Genomic DNA, 21,220 nt, shown 5'->3' with positions numbered 1-21,220 from the left:
CAGCTCGATCACAGGGTCTGTGAATCCCCACCAAGCCAGGCGATGCAGTCGATCTCAACCCTGGCTCCCTTCGGGAGCGCCGCCACCTGCACGCAGGCTCTGGCCGGGCTGATCCCTTCACCGAACACCTCGGCGTAAAGGGCGTTGACAGTCTGGAAATCAGCCAGATCCGCGAGGAACACGGTGGTGCGCACCACCTGGGCCGGTGTGGCTCCGGCTGCCGCGAGCACAGCATTCAGGTTGCGAAGCACCTGACGGGTTTCAGCCGCCACATCCCCATCTCCCACCATGGCCCCCGTGTCGGGATCGAGGGGGATCTGACCGGAGCAGTAGAGCCATCCTCCGGCCAGGACGGCCTGGTTGTAGGGCCCGACCGGAGCAGGGGCCGCTGCGGTGGTGATGGCTTGGGCGGTCATGGCCGGATCGCAGAATGAAGGCTGATCATCGCGTTCTGCTGTTGTCGCCTGCTTCGAGTCCCGTTGAATTGCGCGGTCTCTGGCATCGCTACGGCGATTCGGCGGAGTCCTGGACGTTGAGAGGGGTGGATCTGCAGCTCTCCGAAGGAGAGCTGATCGGCCTGCTGGGGCCCTCTGGATGTGGCAAGACCACCCTGCTGCGCCTGATCGCCGGCTTCGAGACACCGTCCAGAGGCAGCGTGCATCTGCAGAATCGGCCCGTCGCCGGAGAGGGGCGCTGGCTTCCCCCCGAGCGCAGGGGTGTGGGCATGGTCTTTCAGGACTACGCCCTCTTCCCCCATCTCACCGCCTGGCAGAACGCCTGTTTCGGTCTTCGCCCCGGTCAGGACGACAGCAGGGCCAGCTGGCTTCTGGATCTTCTCGGTCTGGAGGGTCTGCAGCAGCGTTACCCCCATCAGTTGTCCGGAGGACAGCGCCAGCGCCTCGCCCTGGCGAGGGCCCTCGCCCCGGCTCCGCAGGTGGTGCTTCTCGACGAACCGTTCTCCAATCTCGATGTGGAGGTGCGTCTGCGGCTTCGCAGTGAGCTCTCCACCGTGCTGCGCCTCTGCGGTGCCAGCGGCCTGCTGGTCACCCACGATCCCGGCGAAGCGCTGGCGATCTGCGACCGGGTCGCCGTGATGCGGGATGGCGTTCTGCATCAGTGCGCCAGTCCACGATCCCTGGTGCAGGACCCGGCGACACCTTTTGTTGGTCGCTTCGTGCTTCAGGGCAATCTGCTGCCGGTGGATCAGGAGACGGATGGCCGGCTTCGCTGCGATCTCGGCCTGCTCGAGCCGGTTGACGACATGCCGATCGACCCTCTCCCGGACCGCTCAACGGTGCTGGTGGATCCTGGTGCGATCGCGCTGGAGGTGGACCCGGAGGCCGAACCCTGTGTGATGGGGCGTGAGTTTCTGGGTCAGGCCTGGCAGTACCGCATTCAGGCCGGTGACCTGCATCTGCGGCTGAGTGTTCCCCTGGATCAGGATGTTCCTCGTGGAACGCGCTGCCGGCTGACGTTCCGGCCGGAGGCCACAGCCATCCTCTTTCCCCATCGGATCAGGGTGCGCGCCAGTGATCCTTGTGATGACGCAACTCAGCGAGCTGTTCCGCGGACTCGGCCTGCAGAAAAAGGTTGATGCGCCGCTCGGCCCCGATCGAGCTCGGCAGGCTCAGCTCTCCCCTCCGGCGCAGGGCCACCACGTCCCGATAGCGGCTGGCGATCGCTTCATCGTTGGGCCGATGCTGCAAAGCCCAGTGCAGATTCGCTTCCGTGTATTCATGGGCGCAGCAGACCTTGGTGCGGTCCGGCAGGCCAGCCAGCCGCTGCATCGCCCGGTGCATGTCCGCCGGCGTTCCTTCCATCAGTCGTCCGCAACCCGCTGAGAACAGGGTGTCCCCGCAGAACAGGACGGGGCCGAGATCCGGGTCCTCCTCTTCTGGCAGCAGGAAGGCGATGTGATTGGCGGTGTGGGCCGCCACATCGAGCACCTGCAGCTGGCGCCCGAGCAATGGCACCGCATCCCCGTCCGCAACGGAGATGGTCTGGAAGGGGATCCGTGTCCTGTCAGACGCTGCGGCGATCACATCTGCCGTCGGCCACCGCTCCAGCAGCGCTGGAGTTCCGCCGATGTGGTCGGCATGGTGATGGGTCTGCAACACCGCCACCAGCGTCAGATCCCTCTGCTCCAGCCAGACCTGAACGGGTTCGGCCACCGCTGGATCCACCACCACGGCGTTCCCGTCGCGCTCCCAGATCCAGATGATGTTGTCCTGCAGCACCGGCAGGGCATGAAGCGCGGAACGCATCGTTAAAGTCCAGCCTTGTATCCCGGCCCCCATGATCACCGTCGCACTGGCCAAGGGGGCGCTGCTCAAGGATTCGGTGACCCGATTCGCGGCGGCCGGGCTCGATTTCTCCGCTGTTCTCGACAAGAACAATCGCCAGTTGATGTTGCCCACCCCCTGCGGTCGGGCCCGCGCCCTGCTGGTGCGCAATGGCGATGTTCCCACCTACGTGGCCTATGGCCAGGCCCAGCTCGGTGTGGTGGGGTACGACGTTCTTCGGGAGCACCAGCTCCCCGTCGCCCAGCTGGTGGACCTCGGTTTCGGCGGCTGCCGCATGGCGGTGGCGGTGAAGGCCAGCAGCGGTTACACCCGTGCCGCCGACCTGCCCCCCCACTGCCGTGTCGCCAGCAAGTTCACCCACTGTGCCCGGGCGTTCTTCGATGCTCTCGACCTGCCTGTGGAGCTGGTGCATCTGAACGGTTCCGTCGAACTCGGCCCGATCACCGGCATGTCGGAGGCGATCGTTGATCTGGTGGCCACCGGCCGCACCCTGCGGGACAACGGGCTGGTGGCGATCGAGGATCTGTTCCAGTCCACCGCCCGCCTGGTGGGCCATCCCCTGTCCCTGCGCCTCGACACGGGGGAACTGGGAGCCATTGTTGACGCCATGCGCCTTGCGCAACCGGTCGGAGCCATGGCCTGATGAATGTCATCGGGGACTGGCAGCGGGTTCGCCGCCTCGGGCGATACCTGGCTCATGACCGGCGCCGACTGGTGCTCACCGTGCTGCTGCTGCTGCCCGTCGCTCTGGCGGGGTCGATCCAGCCTCTGCTGGTCGGCCAGGCGATCAGTGTGCTTCGCGGCGAAGCGAGCCTGCCGTGGCTCGCGGATCGCTCCACCCAGGAGGCGATGCGGATCATCGTCGGGCTGCTGCTCTGCGCTGTGCTGCTGCGTCTGGGGCTGCTGGGGCTGCAGACCTTCAACATCCAGGCGGTTGGGCAGCGTCTCACCGCCCGCATCCGAGACGATCTGTTCAAGCACGCGCTGGCGCTGTCGCTGCGGTTTCACGACTCCATGCAGGTGGGCAAGTTGCTCACCCGACTCACCAGTGATGTGGATGCCCTCGCCGAGGTGTTCGGCAGCGGTGCCGTCGGCGTGCTCGGCGATCTGGTCAGTCTTGTGGTCATCGCCGTCTCGATGCTGCTGATCGAATGGCGGATCGGTCTGCTGTTGCTGGTCACCCAGATTCCCGTGACCATGGTGGTTCTCTGGCTGCAGGGCCGCTACCGCGTGGCCAACTACAGCGAAAGGGAAGAGCTTTCCAAACTCAATGCCGACTTCCAGGAGAACCTGCAGGGTCTGGAGGTGGTGCAGATGTTCCGCCGCGAGGAGGTCAACAGCCGGCGCTTCCTGAAAACGGGTCTTGCCTACCGCCGGGCCGTCAACGGCACCATTTTCTTCGACAGCAGCATCTCCGCCTTCCTGGAATGGGTGGCGCTCGGAGCGGTGGCCCTCGTCCTGGCGCTCGGCGGCTGGATGGTCACCGACGGAGCGATGGGTCTGGGCATCCTCACCACCTTCATCCTCTACTCCCAGCGACTGTTCGATCCCCTGCGGCAGCTGGCGGAACGATTCACGCAGATCCAGCGCGGCCTGACGGCCGTGGAGCGCATCGGTGAACTGATGGAGGAGCCCCTCGAGATCCTGGAGGCCAGAGACGCGCGCCCGCTCAACGGCAGCGGCATCGGAGAGGTGATCTTCGAGGACGTCTGCTTCGGTTACAGGCCGGATGAGCCGATCCTTCACCATCTCTCCTTCCGGATCGCTCCCGGCGAACACGTGGCCCTGGTGGGACCCACCGGCTCCGGCAAGACCACCGTGATCCGTCTGCTCTGCCGTCTCTATGAGCCGCAGCGGGGACGCATCCTTCTCGATGGTCGCGACATCCGCAGCATCCCGATCGCCGATCTGCGGCGGCAGCTGGGGGTGGTGCTGCAGGACACCTTTCTGTTCAGCGGCAACGTCGCCGACAATCTGAGGCTCAATGCCGACATCAGCGACGGGGAGCTGCAGGGGATCTGCCGCGACCTCGGCCTTGATCCCCTCTTCGCCCGTCTGCCCCAGGGTCTGCAGACTCCGCTGCGGGAACGGGGCGGCAATCTCTCCTCCGGAGAGCGCCAGCTGCTGGCGGTCGCCCGGGTGGCGATCCGCAACCCCACCGTGCTGGTGATGGATGAAGCCACCGCTTTCATGGATCCAGCGACGGAAGCCACGTTGCAGCGGGATCTCGACCGCCTGCTGCAGAGACGCACCGCCGTGGTGATCGCTCACCGGCTGGCGACAGTGGAGGCTTCCGACCGCATCCTGGTGCTGCGCCGGGGTGAGCTGATCGAGCAGGGCACCCACCTTGAGCTGCGCGCTCGCGGGGGCCTCTACGCCCAGCTGGCGGATCTGCAGGAGCGGGGGCTGGCCAGACTGTGATGATGCAGTCCCTACCGATGCCGACGGAAGAGCTGCTGCAGCAGTACGGCGCCGATGCCCGCCTCTGCCCGTGCGCCAACGACCAGCTCACCCTGGTGTTCAGTCAGACGCATTCCTTCGACCTGGTCGAACTGGAGCAGCTGCTGGAGGCGGTCGGCTGGAGTCGCCGTCCGGTGCGGCGGGTCCGCAAGGCACTGGCCAACAGCCTCCTGAAGGTGGGGCTCTGGCGTCATGACCCGCGCATTCCACGCCTGGTGGGTTTCGCCCGCTGCACCGGCGATGGTGTGTTCGAAGCCACCGTGTGGGACGTGGCCGTGCATCCGCTGTATCAGGGAAGCGGCCTTGGCCGTCAGATGATGGCCTATGTGCTGGAGGCGCTCGAGCAGATGGGCACCGAACGGGTCAGTCTGTTCGCGGATCCCGGTGTGGTGTCCTTCTATCAGCGCCAGGGCTGGGAACTGGAGCCCCAGCAGCATCGCTGTGCCTTCTGGTACGCCAGCTGAGACAGGCTCAGCGTCTGTAATCCCGAGCCAGGCCGTCTGCTGATGCGCCCCGGGCCCAGCGACGCCTCAGCAGGGCGTTTCGCCAGGCCAGGTGCAGCACCCCCTGTCGTCGCCAGCGACGGCCGCTCGTGATCAGGGGGTGACCGATCCGCCGGAGCCGGGTTTGAGCGCTGAGGCGCTGGACAAGGTCAAGATCCTCCATCAGAGGAATCGGCCGATATCCCCCCACAGCGGAGTAGAGCCTGCGGTGGATCAGGAGCCCCTGATCGCCGTAGGGGCGTTGCCGCCAGCGACTGCGCCAGGCCACGGCCGCCTCCAGCAGACGCAGCATCGGGCGCTGTTCCGAGACCCTGAAATCGAAGTACCAGGCCTGTCTCTCCGCGTCAGGACGTTCCAGCACCGCTGTGACGGCGTCGACCCAGCCCATGGGCAGACGGCTGTCGGCATGCAGCACCAGCAGCCAGGGCTCCGTGCGCCTGGGCGGCCCCCCAGCGCAGCTGCTGCCCGCGGCCAGCGACAGGGCTTCGCAGCAGGCCGGCCCCGCCGATGCGGGTCACCGCAGCCGTGGCATCGCCACTGCCCCCATCCACCACAAGAATCTCCAGATCCCCCGGCCATGTGGCCAGATCCGCCAGCAGCAGTGGGAGGGTGCCGGCTTCGTTGAGGGCCGGAATCACCACGCTCAGCCCAGCCAAGGCCGCAGATCCGTCAGCTGATCGAGGTCGTTGCGTTCCCCCAGCAGCATCGTGCTGACTCCGCGATCGGCCGCCTGCGCCAGCGTGCTGGCGAGCACCCGTTCCCCGCCCCAGGGGATGCCGCTCAGCGGCCAGAGCGCCGGTTGCCTCAGCAGCTCCCGGGACAGCCCGATCAGCCAGTAACCGCCGTCCTCCGCCGGCCCCAGCACCAGGTCGCTGCGTTGGAGCATCTCGATGGCCGCCAGCAGGTCACGGCGGTTCAGCCACGGCAGATCCGTTCCGATCACGAGGGTCGGACCGTCGGTTCGGCGGGACAGCAGCAGCTGCCGTCGCAGCCGCGTGCCCAGCCCTCCGCCTCCCTGAAGCCGGACGGAGCCGACGCCGAGGCTGCCAGCCCAACGCCTTGCTGCGCCGGGCCCTGTTCCACTCACCGCCAGCACAACATCCAGTTGCCCGTCCTGTTGCAGCCGCTTCGCCACGGCCAGGGTGTGTCCGGTCAGCCGTCGCTGAATGTGCGCTGCCCGTTCGGCGGCAACGGGGTGCTGCAGCACCTGGCTGAGATCGTGCGCCAGGCGACGTTTGCAGCGTCCTGCCGCGGGCCAACGGGCCATCACCACAAGCGCGGCTCCTGGCGGCATCTCAGCTCTTGCGCGGCAGTTCCTTGGGACGCACCTCAACGGTGAGTGGCTGCCCCTTCCGCTCCAGCATCAGCTGCATCGGTTCGCCGACCTGACCGCGATCCACGGCCAGCTGCACCTCCGAGGGGTTGCTGACCTCGGCACCGTCCACCTTCTGAATCAGGTCGCACTGCTGGATGCCGGCTTCGGCCGCCGGGGTGCCGGGCACCACTTCCACCACCAGAACGCCGTTGACCTCCGGGACTTCGCAGGTGTTGCCCGTGGCGTTGATCTCGCGGGCCAGCTGCGGGGTGAGGCTGCGCAGCTGCACGCCGATGAACGGATGGGAGGCCTGTCCGGTGCTGACGATCTGCTGGGCGATGCGCTTGGCCAGGTTGATCGGCACCGCGAAGCTGAGGCCGGCACCCGGTGCCTGCCGGATCGCCGTGTTCATTCCGATCACCTGGCCGGAGGCATTGATCAGCGGGCCGCCGCTGTTGCCGGGATTCACGGCTGCATCCGTCTGGATGTAGGGAACCCGCTGGCCGGCTCCGATGGCGTTGGTGCGGCCCACGGCACTGATGATGCCGGCGGTGACGGTGTTGTTGAGGCCGAAGGGATTGCCGATGGCGATCGCCCATTCCCCCGGTCGCAGCGTGTTGGAGTCCCCGAGGCTGGCCACGGGCAGGTTTTCGGCCACCACCTTCACCACCGCCACGTCGGTGAGTGGATCGCCACCGAGCACCTTCCCATTGAAGCTGCGGCCATCCGGAAGTGTCACGGCCACGGTGTCCGCTCCCCGCACCACATGTTCGTTGGTGAAGATCAGACCGTTGGTGCGGGTGATGAACCCGGAGCCCTGCCCCTGCTGGCGCTGGGTCGACGGCCCAAATCCGAACATGCTGCCCAGCGGGTTGTTCACCTCCTTCACCGTGTCGATCCGGACCACCGCAGGGCCCACGCGATCGACCGCTTTGACGATCACGTTCTCGCCCGGTTGAAGCGGTGCCGTCCGGGGTTCGTCGTTCACCACCGGCGGCAGTGTCACGGGTGCCTCCTGCTCCAGCCCCAGCTGCTGCCGCAACTGGGCGCAGGAGCTGAGGCTGGTGGCGATCAGGGCGATCCCGATCCAGGCGATTGATCGCTGCATCCCGACTTGGTGTCTCCTGCTTCATTTAAGGCGGGTTTGCCGGGGCATCCTGCGTAGATTCGGCGCTGAGGGAGATGGCAGTGGCGGTGCTGACGGGCGAGGAGCTCTGGAACCAGGTGCAGCAGGGGCTGCAGACCAAGCTCAGCAAGCCCACCTTCGAAACATTCATCCGGCCCACGGGCTGCAGCGGCTTCGCCAACGGAGAACTGAAGCTGCTCGCTCCCAACCCGTTCGCCAGCATCCGGCTGAGGGAGCAGCTGCTCCCCACCATCGCCGAGCTGGCCAGCTCGGTGTGCGGTCAGGCGGTGCAGGTCACGGTTCTGGCGGACACCGCTCTGGCGCCACCCGACAACGCCCCGTCCGACCCGGTGGAAGCGCCTGCACCGGCTCCCTCAGGAGGATCCGGGCCTCCACCACGGCGCTATCTGCCGGGACTGAACCCCCGCTATGTGTTCAGTCGCTTCGTGGTGGGTCCCAACAGCCGCATGGCCCATGCCGCTGCCCTGGCCGTGGCGGAAGCTCCCGGCCGTGAGTTCAATCCACTGTTTCTCTGCGGCGGCGTCGGTCTGGGCAAGACCCATCTCATGCAGGCCATCGGTCACTACCGGCTTGAGATCGATCCCGATGCCCATGTGGCCTACGTCTCCACCGAGACCTTCACCAATGACCTGATCGACAGCATCAGCAAGAAGAGCACCAAGGCCTTCCGCGACCGCTACCGCGCCGCAGATCTGCTGCTGGTGGATGACATCCAGTTCATCGAAGGCAAGGAGTACACCCAGGAGGAGTTCTTTCACACCTTCAATGCCCTGCATGAGGCGGGAAAGCAGGTGGTGATCGCCAGCGACAGGCCCCCCAGTCAGATCCCCCGACTGCAGCAGCGGCTGATCTCTCGGTTCCAGATGGGGCTGATCGCCGACATCCAGGCCCCGGATCTGGAGACCCGCATGGCGATTCTCCAGAAGAAGGCGGAGCAGGAGCGCATGGCGTTGCCCCGCGATCTGATTCACTACATCGCCGGACGCTTCACCTCCAACATCCGCGAGCTGGAGGGGGCTTTCACAAGGGCTGTGGCCTTCGCCTCGATCACGGGCCTGCCGATGACGGTGGAGTCGGTGGCACCGATGCTCGATCCCACGGGGCAGGGGGTGAAGGTGACGCCGCAGCAGGTGATCGAGAAGGTGTCGGAGGTCTTCGATGTCACGGCCGATGAGATGCGCAGCAGCACCCGTCGCCGTGCGGTCAGTCAGGCCAGGCAGGTGGGCATGTACCTGATGCGCCAGGGAACGGATCTCAGTCTTCCCCGCATCGGCGACACCTTCGGCGGCAAGGATCACACCACCGTGATGTACGCGATCGAGCAGGTGGAGAAGAAGCTCTCTGCGGATCCTCAGCTGGCCGGCCAGGTGCAGAAGGTGCGGGATCTGCTCCAGATCGATTCACGCCGGCGCCGCTGATCAGCGGCAGGCCTTTTTGTCTCCGCGCCAACCGGCCATGTCGGAAGCGGCAGGGGAACAGACCAGACGGCGGGCCGGAGCAAGCGCCGGTTCCAGACTCCGCGAACTGAAGGGAGGCAGAGGGCGGCGGCGCAACCAGGCTCCCCAGCGGAATTCGTGATACGGGATCTGGGGCTGCGGTTTGATGAATCCCTCCTTCTTCAGCTTCCAGACCAGGCTGCGATAGGGATCATCGTCAAGATCCAGCAGCGAACCCGGCAGTTCCGCTGCCATCCGGGGTCCGTTGCCCCGTCCATCCACCAGGTACAGCCAACCCTTCGCTTCCAGAAAGGCCAGCACCTCCTGCGGATCGCTCACGGCTGGTTCCGCAATCACGTATCCCCATGCCGAGGCGTGGGGATCCAGTCCGAGCAGGCCGCGCAGCCGGTGATGTCGATCCACCATCCAGAGATCACCGGCCGCGCTGCGCACCAGAGGAACCGGCTTCTGCCGGAGAGCGCTGAGGCGTTCCTCCCGGCTTTCCTGGGCGAAGTCCTGCTGCCGGGCCCAGACCTCTGCCAGACCGACGCACCACTGGGTCGGGCGAAGCCTGGCGACGGGAACTTCCAGCAGCTGTGTGCCTTTGCCCGCTTCTGGAATCGGTTCGAAGGCCGGGAGCTGCAGGGGCACGCGTCGGTGCAGGCGCACCGTCACTATGGCGGAGCAGGCCTGGGTCAGGGCTATCTCAGAAAGGCCTGGGGATCCTGGTCGTATCGATCCCGGATCGGCAGCGGTCGGGGAGCGGCCGGGCCATCCAGTGCTGCCGTCGCCTCGAGACACTGCCGCAGCAGCCGCGCCGCCGGCAGCGGCATGTCTCTCGGAACGGAGATTCGATCCCGGAGATACCGCAGTCCGGCTGCACTTCCGGAGGTCGGTCGGCAGGGGCGTCCGGTGATCAGCTGGGTCAGTGCGGCGCGCAGGGGCTGATCGAACCGCTCGCTCCCGAGGGGGTTCAGCGCCAGCAGCTGGTCGCGGTGTCGCATCACCCGACCAAGGGCAAGAGCTGTTGTCCGCTTCGGATCGTCGTCGGTCCAGCTGGTTTCGTCCTGTCCGAGCCCGTCGCCGCGATCAATGGCTTCCGCCAGTGACTGCTGGCTCTCGGAAACATCCGGCCAGCAGCCGCCCATCTGCGGCGGAAGATCATGGGCATGGGTGTGCATGTCGCTCTGGGTGCCCCGGTAGGTCTCCAGCTGTTCAAGCGCCGCAAACCAGCGATCGATCGCCGGATGTTCGCGACGGAGGCGATACCCCTTGTAGTAGGCCAGGGAGGCGTTCATCCGCTCCACATAGGGCACGAACACCAGGTCCACGCCGCCCGGTCCCTGGTCATCCAGCCACGGACCAGGGGTCTGCTCCAGGGCCTGTTCCATCCGTTGCGCCGTGCGCTGGAACTGGTCGCGGGCCTGCTGCTGCTGTCTCGGCCTCAGGCCCGGGGAGCAGAGCCAGAGACACCAGGCCCGGAAGAGCAGACGCTCCAGCTGCCGCAGCTCCAGAGCCCGTGGATCCATCAGCGGCAGGCCGAGCGGTCCGAAGGCCTGCTCCAGGCTCAGCAGGATCACGTCGCTTTCGGTGATCAGCTGTCCGTCCAGCTCAAGGGCGGGAAGCATTCCCGATGGCACCAGCTGCAGAAACCAGGGCTCCTTGCTGCCGTAGCAGCGCATCGTCACCTTGCGGATGCGGTACGGGATGCGCTGGAACTCAAGCCACAGCCACACTTTCTGGCAGTAAGGGCACCAGGCGTGATGGTCGCGGTAGAGGGTGACCCTGACGTCGGATTCGGAGTGCCCGAACAGACGCAGAACGGCCTGGGAGCTGGTGGGACCGTTGATGCGGTCCGGTTCCTGGCCGATGTGTTGACTTAACTGCTCCCAGCTCTGAGCTTCAGGAGTTGCCGGTGTAGGGGGCATGCAGGATCGGCGCGACGTTCCCTCTGCCATAGGACTGCCAGTCGCCGAGTTCCTTCATCAGGGCCAGACAGTCCTGCTGGCGGCCCTCACGTGCCAGCTGATCAAGGCGTTGTTTCAGGTCGTCCATGGTCAGCATCATCACGATTTCGCGACGCTGAGCGCTGGGAGCCTGCTGCAGGTCAGGGGACTGCTGAGAGTGACGCTGGGGTTGTTTCATCGGTAAGAGGGCTCAAGCAACTGCGGAACAGCGGTTTACGGGTCCTTCAGGACATCTTTCCCGGACCATAACTCTGCCTTTACCTAAGCGCAGGTGTTCCCGGGCACCCGTCTCCGCTTCCCGGGCGTCAAGAGAATGGGACCCCCTGAGGTGTTGCGGATGGATGCCGATTTTGATCTGATCGTTCTGGGAGCGGGTTCCGGTGGTCTGGCTGCCGCCAAGCGGGCGGTTCGCCACGGGGCGCGGGTGGCGATTGCGGAAGGAGATCGGGTCGGGGGGACCTGCGTGATCCGTGGCTGTGTTCCGAAAAAGCTGCTGGTCTACGGCGCGCAGGCCCGGCATCAGCTGCAGGACGCGCCCTCCTACGGCCTGCACGTCGAGGCTGTGCGCTCGGATGTGAGTGAACTGCTGGAGCGCGTGCGTTCGGAGGTTGATCGCCTCAACCTCCGCCATCGCCAGATGCTCTCGGAGGCCGGGGTGGAGTTGCTGCAGGGCTGGGGCCGGTTCACGGCTCCTGATCGCATCGGTCTGTCCGCCACGCCCGGTGGACCGATCGAGCGAGAGCTCGGAGCAGCCCGGATTCTGATCGCCGTCGGCGGTCAGCCGATCCGGCCCTCGATCCCCGGCGCGGAACACACCTGGCTGAGTGACGACATGTTCCTGCAGGAGACCTACCCGGATCAGGTCGTGGTGGTGGGTGCTGGATTCATCGCCTGTGAATTCGCCTGCATCCTCCGGGGCCTCGGGGTCTCGGTGACCCAGGTGGTGCGGGGCTCCCGTCTGCTGCGGGGCTTTGACCATGAGCTGGCCGATGCGGTTCTGACCGGGATGCAGGACAGCGGCATCCAGGTGTTGTTCGATCGCACGGTCCATGCCGTCGACCGCGTGTCGCCCGATGACCCGTCAGCCGGGTTGACGGTGGAGCTGTCTGATGGCCGCCGCCTCCCCTGCGGCGGCGTGCTGATGGCCACGGGCCGTCGTCCCCGGCTGGAGGGGCTCGGCCTCGAGATCGCCGGCGTCGCGGTCGACCGTGGACGCGTTCTGGTGGATGCGGATCAGGCCACGTCCGTGCCCCACATCCATGCCGTCGGCGACGTCACCGATCGGATCAACCTCACACCGGTGGCCATCGATGAAGGCAGGGCCTATGCCGACAGCGTCTTCGGCGGCAGGCCGCGGCAGGTGAATCACGACCTGGTGGCCACCGCGGTGTTCTCCGACCCGGAACTGGCCAGCGTCGGATTGTCGGAACAGGCTGCGATCGAGCGCTTCGGCGAGGAAGCGGTCACGGTGCACCGGGCCCGCTTCCGTTCGATGTCCAGAGCGCTTCCCGCCAGCGGTCATCGCTGTCTGCTGAAGCTTGTGCTGCAGCGGGAGGGAGGCCGTGTGCTCGGCTGCCACATGGTGGGAGAGCACGCCGCGGAGATCATCCAGATGGCGGCCATCGCCGTTGGAATGGGAGCCACCAAGGCTGATTTCGATCGCACCATGGCGCTGCATCCCTCCGTCTCGGAGGAGTTCGTGACCATGGGGTGATGATCCGGATCGGCTCTGTCAAGCAGGTCAGTGACCTGCAGAACCAGTGTTTCGACCTAATTTCTGGGCATTCGCTTGATCCGGTTGTTCGGCGCTGAGGCACTGAAGCAGGGAGGTGCGCTGATGGCACCGTTGCTGCTGCTCTCCATCGCTGTGCTCTCAGCAGGATTCGAGCGCCTGATCTACTGGCTCAGCTGGAGGCGGGAGCAGCCCGGTTGCCTCGATGCCCTCCGGACCTCCCTGTCAGGGCTGACCAACGCCGAAGCCAGCAGGGTGCTCGAACAGAAGCTGCGCCGACTGGATCGCCAATTCAGCCGCTGGGAGCCCAGCCTTGATCTGGCGATGGTGCTGGGTCCTCTGATGGGGTTGCTCAGCACGGTGCTGGGACTGATGAAACTTCTCCAGGCCCTCGGTCCGGATCTCCTGCTTCCCAGGGGGGAGACCCTGCTGTCGGATTACGGAACCATCCTGGTGGGCACGGCTCTCGGGCTGGTGGTGGCGATGGTGGCGCTGCTGGTGCAGCGCATCAATCGCATGCAGCGCCGGTCCGTTGTGGCCCAGTTGCGCGAGGCCTGTCTGGAGGTCTGAATGCCGCTTGTCCTCGCCCTCAGCGCTGTCACCGTGACGTTGACGACAGCCCTGGCACTGCTCCCAAGTTCTCTCAGAGAGACACCGATCGAGAGTCCAAGCGTCCCCCTGGTCGACAGCCAGGCCGAACGCTGGTTCGTTGTGCGCTCCTCCAGCGGCAGCTGGTATCTGAACGGCGAGCCGATGGCCTCCAATCTTCTGGCTCGGATCCTCATGGGGCCGGACCTGCCTCCGGGTGGCGTCAGCTTCCTGCCGTCCAGTGCCAGATCGGCCTCGCTGGTGGCCGACGATCTGGCCTGGCTACAGAGCAACAGCGCTGGTCCGGTGCGTCTGCAGCTGGAGGAGATCCAGCTGTGACCTCCTCCTCTCTGCGCTGGTCGGTCGGTTTCTCCCTGGTCGCCGTGTCCCAGCTGCTGCTGATCACGGGATTGATCGTTCTGCCCCAGTGGCGGGCCCAGATGTCTGCCCGGGATGGGGTGATCACCTTCTTCGTGGGTAGGGACGGTTCAGTCCGTCTCTGGAATCGCCCCATCGATGCGGCGGTGATGCCCGCCCTGGTTCAACGGGCCGAACGCTTCAACGCCACCGCCCGCGTGCGGCTGGTGGCGTCACCCGGGGTCACCTGGGGTGTGGTGCAGGACCTTGTCTCCCTTCTTGATCAGACATCACTCGATGTTGAACTTCAGCTCCCTCCGACAGCGCGCTCCTGAGCTGCTGCTGCTCGCACTTCCCGTCGGCCTCTCTCTGGTTGTTCACAGCGTCTGGATCTCCAGAAGCGGCGCTGAAAGCCGAGTGGGTGATTCGGACCAGAGCGTCAGCATCGACAACACCGCCCAGCTGGTGCGGATCACCCGACGGGCATCACAACAGCAGACGCTGGCTGCTGTGGGGTTGGATCTGAGCGGCACGCTTCCTCCCCCGGCTGCCGACGTGCTGCAGAAGATCGAGCTGCCTGACCCCAAGCCGGACTGCCCACCCCAGCAACAACGGGTGACCACCAAGGTGCTGCCGGATGTCAGTGCACCAACGGCGATTCCGGCACCCCAGGAGCAGACGGCTCAGCGGCAGGAAACGGTCGTTGCAACGGCGCCGAGCGCGCCGTTGCAAGCGCTGGACGGGGACGCTCTCGATCGGCTGTGGGGACTGGCGATGGGGGTGCCGGTCTGGCCGGAAGACCTGCTGGGGCCGAAGCCGGTGATCGGAGAACTGCGGGAGCTCTCGCTCGACGACGTTGCCGACATGGATGCAACGGATCTTCATGAGCTCTCCGTTGAGGCGGAGTCCGGCACCTATCTGGTGAAGGTTTTCGGAGACAGGGTTTTCCTGCTGAGAGAACCCTGAGTCGGTCGCAACAGCGACAGGGACCGGGCCAAGAAGACCTTATGGTGAAGTTAAGAATGCGTTAATGCCTGATGCCCACTCTCCTGCTTCTGCTCCTCGCGTCGTGGCTTGGGGTGGGAACCGTGCAGGGGGGCGAGTGGTGCAGGTCTCAGGAGGGGGCGGTCGGCAGTTACGACCCCGGACGGCAGGAGATCAACCTGTGCATGGAGCGGATCCGTGAGAAACAGCGATCCCCGATGGAAGTGGCGCGGCACGAGCTGTTTCATGCCGTGCAGCACCTGTTCGGGCGCAATGGCCGCAGTTTCCTCAGTGATGACCAGATCACGCCCCTGGTGCGCTGGCTGATGGACGACGGTGAAGTGATGGCCGTGCTCATGCTCTATCCCAGTGAGGAGATCAACAGCGAGCTGGAGGCACGTCTCGTGTCGCGATTGCTGCCCAATGAGGTCATCGGTGGTGCTCTGCTGGCAGGTCGGCTGCTCCAGGACGCACCACAGCAGGGACCGATCGGATCCTTGCGGGCCTACCTGCTCGGTCGCCCTGATTCCTGATGTCCGACGCCTAGGCGAGGGTGTCCGCCAGGCGAAGGGCCAGCGCGATCACCGTGAGGCCCGGTCCGACGCTCGGACAGCTCGGGAAGACACTCGCATCGGCGAGGTAGAGGTTGTCAAGCTCATGGCACTTGCCGAAGCCATCGACCACGGAGCTCGAGGGATCCTCACCCATGCGGCAGGAACCGCAGCCATAACCCACAACGCTCATCGGGGCTCCACCGCGGGCATGGGTGGGTGCCTTCAACACCACCTTGGTCACCGGATCCTTCTCCACCTCCTTCAGGGTGTCGATCCAGCGGTAGACCAAGCGGTCATGCGCTTCCCGGTTGTTGTGGATGTAATTGATCCTGATCTGGTCGTTGTGCAGCCAGATCTTGTTGTGGGGATCCGGCATCACCTCCGTCATCGCCCACCAGGCGACGGAGCGGGACGCCAGTCGCTCAAGGCCGAAATCGGGGATCATTTTGCTCACCAGGGAAAGCACTGGTGGTGACTCGGCAAACAACGCGTCCTGCAGAACGCCTCCGGCTGTCTGGATGTGGCCAAGCGGGAAGCTGACGTTCTTGTCACCCCAGTAGTAGTCGTTGATGCCCAGAGAGCGCCCGTATCTGCCGCTGTTGCGTTCCGTGGCCAGCTGCAGGATCGAGGTGAGCTGAAGATTCATCAGATTGCGGCCCACCTGATCGGAGCCGTTGCTGATGCCTTTGGGGTGGTGCGAGTTCGCCGAACGCAGCAGGATCACCGGGGTGTTCACGGCCCCGGCCGCCAGCACCACGACATCAGAGCGGAACAGCCAGGTGTCGCCATCCAGCTCCGCCTCCACGGCCTTCACCTCACTGCCGCTGGGGTTCACATGCAGTCGCAGCACCCTGGCGTTGTCGCGCAGGGTGAGCCGGTCTGGATCTCCGGCTTCAAGGCCGAACAGCTGGGAATCGCCGCTCGGGTCGTCCCGATCCTCGGACCAGCTGATCGGAATGTCGTACGGCTGGCATCCCTGGCGTTGCAGCGCGGCACGCAGGGGTTCGAGGAACGGCTCCACCGGCTTGGGCTTGGCCACGTAATCACCGTTGCGGCCCGGCTCGGTGGGGTCCACCCCCGCCTTGCCGTGCACCCGGTACAACTGCTCCGCCTGCTCGTAGTACGACGCCAGTTCGCTGTAGTCGAATGGCCAGGCCGGCGAGATGCCCTCCTGAAGAGGAACTTCGCCGAAGTCCTGCTCGCGCATGCGCTCGAGCACAGCTCCCCAGATCTTGGTGTTGCCGCCGCGGGCGTAGGTGGTCTGGGGCGCGAAGGGATCGCCGTCCGGCCCGAACCAGCGTTCGTTCTTGGGGTGGTAGCGGTCCTTGCGGAACAGATCCACGTCGGCGACGTTCTGGTCCTCGAGAGCCATGGCCCCGCCGCGCTCCAGCACCAGCACGGATTTGCCCTTGCGGCTGAGGGCACCGGCCAGGGTGCCGCCACCGGCTCCGCTGCCGATGACGATGACGTCGTAATGGCGGTCGTCGATGATCATGGGATTACTGCCAGACGTAGATGAGGAGGAAGAGGATGATCCAGATCACATCGACGAAGTGCCAGAACAGGCTCACCGAAGCGACGCCCATTTCGCCCTTGTCGTAATTCCCCGGACGGAAGGAACGCGCCAGCATCAGGCCCATCAGCAGGATGCCGGTGATCACGTGCAGTCCGTGAAAGCCGGTGAGCAGGTAGAACATCCCGCCGAAGACGCCGCTGCCGAGGCTGAAGGTGAGCTCCGACCATTCGACGTACTGCCCGTAGACGAAGTACGAGCCCATGGCCATGGTGAGCAGCCAGACCGCCCGGAAGCCCCAGAGGTTGCGCTGATGCAGGTAGCGCTCAGCGAAGTAGGCAACAAAGCTGGAGCTCACCAGCACCACGGTGTTGATCAGTGGCATGCGCACCTCCAACCCCGCGACACCATCCGGGAGCCATTGGGGGGCCGTGAGCTTGAGCACCGCGTAGCCGGCGAAGAAGGCCAGGAAGATCACGCTCTCGGAGCAGAGGAAGATCACGAAACCGGTCATGTTGTGACCGTCGTGCTTCACATGCCCGGGGGTGTGATTCAGCTGCAGATCGGGGTTGACGCTGGTCATCGGGTCAGGCCTCCATGGGAGCGGCGGACGTAGAACTCCTCGTCCTCGACGAGGGGGTGCCCCAGGCCGTAGCCGTAGGGCTCGCTGATCACGGTGGGGATGTCGTCCTCGAAGTTCTCAGCTGGTGGCGGGGAGGGCAGCAGCCACTCCAGGCCGATGGCCCGCCAGGGATTGGGAGGAGCCTTCGGACCCCGGGCCCAGGAGCTCACGATGTTGAGGATGAAGGGAATCGAGGCGACGCCGAGCATGAAGGCACCGATGCTGCCCAGCACGTTCCAGATCGCGAATTCCGGGTCGTAGGAGGCGACACGGCGGGGCATGCCCAGCAGACCGGCCCAGTGCAGGGGCAGCCAGTTCAAGGTGGCACCGATGAAGGTGAGCACGAAGTGCACCTTGCCGAGGCCTTCGTAGTACATCCGGCCGGTGAACTTGGGGAACCAGTGGTAGATCCCGGCGAACACCCCGAAGCCGATCGTGTTGAAGATCACGTAGTGGAAGTGGGCCACCACGAAGGCGGTGTTGCCCACGTGAATGTCGATCGGAACCGTGGCCAGCATCACGCCGGTGATGCCGGCGAAGATGAAGTTGAACAGTCCGCCGAGGCAGAAGAGCATCGGCGTGTTCAGCCTTAAATTTCCCTGCCACAACGTTCCCAACCAGGCGAACACCTTCACGCCCGTGGGTACCGCGATCAGCATCGTGGTGAACATGAAGATGTGGCGCATCCAGTTCGGCGTGCCCGTATAGAACATGTGGTGGGCCCACACGATCAGGCTGAGGAAGGTGATGCCGAAGGAGGCGATCGCCACGAAGCGGTAACCGAACAGTGGCTTGCGGGCATACACCGGGAACAGCTCGGAGAAGATGCCGAACACCGGCAGCACCAGCACGTAAACAGCGGGGTGGGAATAGAACCAGAAGAAGTGCTGGAACAGCACCGGATCGCCACCGCCTTCCGGGCGGAAGAAGCTGGTGCCGAAGCTGAGGTCGAACAGCAGCATCACCGCTCCGCCGGTGAGAGCGGGCAAACCGATCAGCTGGATGGTCTGGGCAGCCCAGGCGGTCCACACGAACAGCGGCATGCGGAAAAACGTCATCCCGGGCGCCCGCATGCGGATGATCGTCGTCACGAAATTGACGGCACCCATGATCGAGGAGATTCCCGAGAGGGCCACCGCCAGGATCCACAGGAACTCGCCGTTGATGAAGTGCCCGAGGGGGTTCTGAAGGCTCATCGGCGGGTAGGACCACCAGCCCGATGACGCCGGTCCGCCGGGGGCGAAGAAGCTGCCCATCAGCACCGCGGCGAACACCGGCACCAGCCAGAAGGCCGCGGCGTTCAGCTTCGGAAATGCCATGTCCGGCGCACCGATCATCGTGGGGATCAACAGATTGTTGAAGCCGTTGAGAATCGGGAACAGAAACAGGAACAGCATCACTGTTCCGTGCATTGTGTAGAGCCCGTTGTAAACACTCGGATCAACCAGATCAGCCGGTGGCGTGATCAGTTCGCCCCGCACGATCATGGCCAGCAGACCACCCACCAGCAGGAAGAAAAGCGAGGTGGCGATGTATTGGATGCCGATCACCTTGGCATCGGTGTTGAAGCTGAAAAACCGCTTCCAGTTATCGGGTGCACCGGGTACCGGATGCGGCGCTTTGAGGATGCGGGGGTCGTACTTGGTGGTCGTCATGGCGCGTCTCAGGCGTCGTGGGGGATGGAGGGATCGCCGGGGTCGTTCACCATCGGAGCCGGTGCGGGTGGCACCGTTGCCCAGCCCTTGTCACCGCGGGCGATGCGGCGGTCATACAGCGGGCGGCCTGGATCGAGTCCGGGCTGCAGAGGCTGCTGGGCTGTTGTTTTCAGCCACGCGCTGAAGGCCTCCTCCGATTCGACGATCACGTCGGTCTGGTTCTGCGAGAAGTACGCGCCGCTGAACATGGCGTCGCGCAGCCGGAAACGTCCTTCCTTGGTTGGCGTGAGGCTGTAGGAAATGATGCTTCCGGGGATGATGTCCTGCTTCAGACGGAAGGCCGGAACGAAGAAGCTGTGCAGCACGTCTTCCGAGATCAGCCGGAAATTGACCCGTTGATCAATCGGAAGATGCAGTTCTGAACTGCGCACACCATTGGGGTAGATGAATTCCCAGCTCCACTGGCGGGCGATCACATCGATCGGTCCCACATCCGCCATGGGATCGGCTTCCATCAGTGCGGTCGGATCGGTGCCGATGACGTATTTGTGCTTCGGACCGAGGGTCTGAAGCTTCATGTTCACGTTCATCGTGTAGGTGGCGATCACAAAGACCGTCACCAGCGGAATGATCGTCCAGACGATTTCCAGCTTGGTGTTGCCTTCGATCGGAGCACCGTCGCTTTCGTCGTACTTGCCGGCCCGGTTGAACAGCAGCACCCAGCCCATCACTCCGGTGCAGCCGAAGAAGATGAAGGAGCCGATACCGGTTTCAAGCGCGAACAGATCGTCGACGTAGGACGCTGCACTGGATGCCTGCGGCGGGAACCAGCTGTACGACCAGGTCGCCATCAGTTTGGCGATCACCAGGTTGATCGCCACGGCGATCGTGATGACCACGATGGCGCCGATGTTCGGGCTTTTCTTGGGAGCAGTGGTGGTCATGGCAGCACCTCCTTCAGATCGGCACCGGCGGCCAGAAGCTGATCCGCGGTGATGTGCACGCCGAAATCACTGGCCAGCCAGGCGCCGAGACTTCCGTGCAGACCCATGACCATCAGCATCGAGGCCCCGCAGAACAGGTACAGCCAGGTCACCTGGCGTCCCAGATCCCTGCGCCAGACGAAGCGCTGGTAGCCGCGCCAGACGGTCATGGCGACGATCACCAGAAGAATGGCGACCCCCCCGATGGCATGCCACAGCATGGTGTCGATGGCGGTCTGGCCGAGGATGCTGCGGATGCCGGGCAGCGGCACCGCCAGCAGCATTTCGTAGAAACCGGCGGCCACCGTGAAGAAGGTGATGCCGCTGCAGGCCACCAGGTTGTACCAGCCCACATCGTGGAAACCGCTGCGGGTCACCGGCAGGGCCAGGAAGCGGAACAGCCGCTTCTCCAGCGGATAGAAGGCACCGGCGAAGTCGAAGGCGATTCCGATCGCAAACAGCCCGATGGTCAGATGAACCAGATTCGGGTGCAGTGGAATCGCGTAGGGAAGATCATTGGCACCGAGAGAGTCGGCGATCTCGTTGATCGGCGATGGGATGGCGGCGAGCAGGGTCATGACACCACTCCCTGGCGGATCGCTTCCACCACCGGCACGGTGTGCAATCCGTAGACCCACACCAGTTTGTCGCCGAGATACACCTGGACGAACACCAGACCGGCCAGCACGAGATCAAGAGCCAGAAAGCCCTTCGGCAGGACAGTTGGATCCTTCTGGCGAGCCACGTAGCGCCATCCGGTGAGCAGAGCCAGCACACCGGCAAGGGACCAGCCGATGGTGCTGTGGACATTGAGGATGTCTCGCGAGGCCCCGTAGGGATTGGCGAGGCCGGCTTCGATCTGTCCGAAGATGATGGCAACGAAGATCGCCACTGTGGCGACGAGCAGATTCCAGAAGCTCACTTCAAAGAGGTTCTTCTTTCCGGTCACCACCCCGATCACGTCGAAGACGACCGTGATCAGTGCCATGGAGATCACGAAGTGGACGACGATCGGATGAATGACGTCGAGCCAGGGGAGATTTTTATCGTTGAGCGCAGGTAGAAGATCGAGCATCGGCAAGCCGAGAGGCACGCTTCCAA

The 21,220-nt window shown here is 64.9% G+C and carries 26 protein-coding genes; 11 read left to right on the top strand and 15 right to left on the bottom strand.

Annotated elements, in window-relative coordinates; genetic code table 11:
- Positions 1 to 8: 8 nt before the first annotated feature.
- Positions 9 to 416, bottom strand: coding sequence for a Rid family detoxifying hydrolase (locus ACJ0G7_RS01215; RefSeq protein ID WP_043690451.1), 408 nt, complete (start codon positions 414 to 416; stop codon positions 9 to 11).
- A 14-nt stretch (positions 417 to 430) separates the two neighbouring features.
- Here ACJ0G7_RS01215 and ACJ0G7_RS01210 point away from each other — a divergent pair, with 14 nt between their 5' ends.
- A complete protein-coding gene (locus ACJ0G7_RS01210; protein WP_052378103.1) occupies positions 431 to 1,594 on the top strand; it encodes an ABC transporter ATP-binding protein in 1,164 nt (387 codons plus the stop codon).
- Here the strand turns inward: ACJ0G7_RS01210 and gloB are convergent.
- Positions 1,515 to 2,264 carry a hydroxyacylglutathione hydrolase gene (gene gloB, locus ACJ0G7_RS01205; RefSeq protein ID WP_407394832.1) on the bottom strand — a complete coding sequence of 250 codons (750 nt, stop codon included), beginning with the start codon at positions 2,262 to 2,264 and terminating at the stop codon, positions 1,515 to 1,517. The genes ACJ0G7_RS01210 and gloB overlap by 80 nt on opposite strands.
- A 31-nt stretch (positions 2,265 to 2,295) precedes the next feature.
- Here gloB and hisG point away from each other — a divergent pair, with 31 nt between their 5' ends.
- The 3 genes from hisG to ACJ0G7_RS01190 are packed head-to-tail and all read left to right on the top strand — an operon-like array spanning position 2,296 to position 5,227.
- Complete coding sequence (hisG, locus tag ACJ0G7_RS01200) at positions 2,296 to 2,946, top strand: ATP phosphoribosyltransferase (RefSeq protein ID WP_043690453.1); 651 nt, start codon at positions 2,296 to 2,298, stop codon at positions 2,944 to 2,946.
- On the top strand, positions 2,946 to 4,724 hold the full coding sequence (locus ACJ0G7_RS01195) for an ABC transporter ATP-binding protein (RefSeq protein ID WP_407394830.1): 1,779 nt from the start codon (positions 2,946 to 2,948) through the stop codon (positions 4,722 to 4,724). Before hisG ends, ACJ0G7_RS01195 begins: the two co-directional genes overlap by 1 nt.
- Positions 4,724 to 5,227 carry a GNAT family N-acetyltransferase gene (locus tag ACJ0G7_RS01190; RefSeq protein ID WP_043690459.1) on the top strand — a complete coding sequence of 168 codons (504 nt, stop codon included), beginning with the start codon at positions 4,724 to 4,726 and terminating at the stop codon, positions 5,225 to 5,227. The genes ACJ0G7_RS01195 and ACJ0G7_RS01190 overlap by 1 nt, the downstream gene beginning before the upstream one ends.
- 7 nt (positions 5,228 to 5,234) lie before the next feature.
- On the opposite strand, the gene ACJ0G7_RS01185 is transcribed toward ACJ0G7_RS01190, so the two are convergent.
- Genes ACJ0G7_RS01185 through ACJ0G7_RS01170 form a run of 4 tightly spaced genes read right to left on the bottom strand, consistent with a single transcriptional unit; the run spans position 5,235 to position 7,689 of the window.
- Positions 5,235 to 5,654 carry a hypothetical protein gene (locus ACJ0G7_RS01185; protein ID WP_407394827.1) on the bottom strand — a complete coding sequence of 140 codons (420 nt, stop codon included), beginning with the start codon at positions 5,652 to 5,654 and terminating at the stop codon, positions 5,235 to 5,237.
- Positions 5,611 to 5,922, bottom strand: coding sequence for a glycosyltransferase (locus ACJ0G7_RS01180; RefSeq protein WP_407394826.1), 312 nt, complete (start codon positions 5,920 to 5,922; stop codon positions 5,611 to 5,613). Before ACJ0G7_RS01180 ends, ACJ0G7_RS01185 begins: the two co-directional genes overlap by 44 nt.
- On the bottom strand, positions 5,910 to 6,560 hold the full coding sequence (locus ACJ0G7_RS01175) for a TIGR04282 family arsenosugar biosynthesis glycosyltransferase (RefSeq protein WP_043690463.1): 651 nt from the start codon (positions 6,558 to 6,560) through the stop codon (positions 5,910 to 5,912). Before ACJ0G7_RS01175 ends, ACJ0G7_RS01180 begins: the two co-directional genes overlap by 13 nt.
- Position 6,561: 1 nt before the next feature.
- Positions 6,562 to 7,689: a trypsin-like peptidase domain-containing protein gene (locus ACJ0G7_RS01170; protein WP_043690466.1), complete on the bottom strand. Its 1,128-nt coding sequence runs from the start codon at positions 7,687 to 7,689 to the stop codon at positions 6,562 to 6,564.
- A gap of 74 nt (positions 7,690 to 7,763) precedes the next feature.
- Here ACJ0G7_RS01170 and dnaA point away from each other — a divergent pair, with 74 nt between their 5' ends.
- Positions 7,764 to 9,146, top strand: a complete 1,383-nt coding sequence (dnaA, locus tag ACJ0G7_RS01165) for a chromosomal replication initiator protein DnaA (RefSeq protein ID WP_043690468.1) — start codon at positions 7,764 to 7,766, stop codon at positions 9,144 to 9,146.
- Here the strand turns inward: dnaA and ACJ0G7_RS01160 are convergent, their stop codons facing one another.
- Genes ACJ0G7_RS01160 through ACJ0G7_RS01150 form a run of 3 tightly spaced genes read right to left on the bottom strand, consistent with a single transcriptional unit; the run spans position 9,147 to position 11,309 of the window.
- The gene (locus ACJ0G7_RS01160) at positions 9,147 to 9,815 is read right to left on the bottom strand and encodes a ParB-like protein (protein WP_043696321.1); all 669 of its coding nucleotides are present in this window, start codon (positions 9,813 to 9,815) and stop codon (positions 9,147 to 9,149) included.
- Positions 9,816 to 9,865: 50 nt separating this feature from the next.
- Complete coding sequence (locus tag ACJ0G7_RS01155) at positions 9,866 to 11,092, bottom strand: glutathione S-transferase family protein (protein ID WP_407394823.1); 1,227 nt, start codon at positions 11,090 to 11,092, stop codon at positions 9,866 to 9,868.
- Entirely contained in the window at positions 11,067 to 11,309 is a 243-nt protein-coding gene (locus tag ACJ0G7_RS01150; RefSeq protein WP_052378106.1) for a hypothetical protein, read from the bottom strand. The genes ACJ0G7_RS01155 and ACJ0G7_RS01150 overlap by 26 nt, the downstream gene beginning before the upstream one ends.
- Positions 11,310 to 11,468: 159 nt before the next feature.
- On the opposite strand from ACJ0G7_RS01150, the gene gorA reads away from it, so the two are divergent.
- The 6 genes from gorA to ACJ0G7_RS01120 all read left to right on the top strand — a co-directional run bounded on the left by gorA (position 11,469) and on the right by ACJ0G7_RS01120 (position 15,325).
- A complete protein-coding gene (gene gorA / locus ACJ0G7_RS01145) occupies positions 11,469 to 12,845 on the top strand; it encodes a glutathione-disulfide reductase (protein ID WP_407394821.1) in 1,377 nt (458 codons plus the stop codon).
- A gap of 75 nt (positions 12,846 to 12,920) precedes the next feature.
- Positions 12,921 to 13,433, top strand: a complete 513-nt coding sequence (locus tag ACJ0G7_RS01140; RefSeq protein WP_253912777.1) for a MotA/TolQ/ExbB proton channel family protein — start codon at positions 12,921 to 12,923, stop codon at positions 13,431 to 13,433.
- Positions 13,434 to 13,790 carry a hypothetical protein gene (locus tag ACJ0G7_RS01135; RefSeq protein ID WP_407394818.1) on the top strand — a complete coding sequence of 119 codons (357 nt, stop codon included), beginning with the start codon at positions 13,434 to 13,436 and terminating at the stop codon, positions 13,788 to 13,790. It abuts the gene before it with no gap.
- Positions 13,787 to 14,143, top strand: a complete 357-nt coding sequence (locus ACJ0G7_RS01130; RefSeq protein ID WP_043690477.1) for a hypothetical protein — start codon at positions 13,787 to 13,789, stop codon at positions 14,141 to 14,143. The genes ACJ0G7_RS01135 and ACJ0G7_RS01130 overlap by 4 nt, the downstream gene beginning before the upstream one ends.
- The gene (locus ACJ0G7_RS01125) at positions 14,109 to 14,774 is read left to right on the top strand and encodes a hypothetical protein (RefSeq protein ID WP_407394816.1); all 666 of its coding nucleotides are present in this window, start codon (positions 14,109 to 14,111) and stop codon (positions 14,772 to 14,774) included. Before ACJ0G7_RS01130 ends, ACJ0G7_RS01125 begins: the two co-directional genes overlap by 35 nt.
- A gap of 71 nt (positions 14,775 to 14,845) precedes the next feature.
- Positions 14,846 to 15,325 (top strand): hypothetical protein, encoded by a 480-nt coding sequence (locus ACJ0G7_RS01120; protein WP_043690482.1) that lies wholly within the window; start codon positions 14,846 to 14,848, stop codon positions 15,323 to 15,325.
- Between the two features lie 10 nt (positions 15,326 to 15,335).
- Here ACJ0G7_RS01120 and ACJ0G7_RS01115 read toward each other — a convergent pair whose 3' ends face one another.
- The 6 genes from ACJ0G7_RS01115 to ACJ0G7_RS01090 are packed head-to-tail and all read right to left on the bottom strand — an operon-like array spanning position 15,336 to position 21,194.
- Positions 15,336 to 16,841 (bottom strand): GMC oxidoreductase, encoded by a 1,506-nt coding sequence (locus ACJ0G7_RS01115; protein WP_407394814.1) that lies wholly within the window; start codon positions 16,839 to 16,841, stop codon positions 15,336 to 15,338.
- 4 nt (positions 16,842 to 16,845) lie between these two features.
- On the bottom strand, positions 16,846 to 17,442 hold the full coding sequence (locus tag ACJ0G7_RS01110; RefSeq protein ID WP_407394812.1) for a heme-copper oxidase subunit III: 597 nt from the start codon (positions 17,440 to 17,442) through the stop codon (positions 16,846 to 16,848).
- Positions 17,439 to 19,136 carry a cbb3-type cytochrome c oxidase subunit I gene (locus ACJ0G7_RS01105; protein WP_407394811.1) on the bottom strand — a complete coding sequence of 566 codons (1,698 nt, stop codon included), beginning with the start codon at positions 19,134 to 19,136 and terminating at the stop codon, positions 17,439 to 17,441. The genes ACJ0G7_RS01110 and ACJ0G7_RS01105 overlap by 4 nt, the downstream gene beginning before the upstream one ends.
- Before the next feature lie 8 nt (positions 19,137 to 19,144).
- Positions 19,145 to 20,080 carry a cytochrome c oxidase subunit II gene (locus tag ACJ0G7_RS01100; protein WP_407394809.1) on the bottom strand — a complete coding sequence of 312 codons (936 nt, stop codon included), beginning with the start codon at positions 20,078 to 20,080 and terminating at the stop codon, positions 19,145 to 19,147.
- On the bottom strand, positions 20,077 to 20,697 hold the full coding sequence (locus ACJ0G7_RS01095; RefSeq protein WP_043690498.1) for a DUF2231 domain-containing protein: 621 nt from the start codon (positions 20,695 to 20,697) through the stop codon (positions 20,077 to 20,079). Before ACJ0G7_RS01095 ends, ACJ0G7_RS01100 begins: the two co-directional genes overlap by 4 nt.
- The gene (locus tag ACJ0G7_RS01090; protein ID WP_043690501.1) at positions 20,694 to 21,194 is read right to left on the bottom strand and encodes a DUF2231 domain-containing protein; all 501 of its coding nucleotides are present in this window, start codon (positions 21,192 to 21,194) and stop codon (positions 20,694 to 20,696) included. Before ACJ0G7_RS01090 ends, ACJ0G7_RS01095 begins: the two co-directional genes overlap by 4 nt.
- Positions 21,195 to 21,220: the final 26 nt, after the last annotated feature.

The sequence above is a fragment of the Parasynechococcus sp. genome, assembly GCF_045559935.1.
Classification (GTDB): Bacteria; Cyanobacteriota; Cyanobacteriia; order PCC-6307; family Cyanobiaceae; genus Parasynechococcus.
This window is presented reverse-complemented; position numbering and strand designations above follow the sequence as displayed.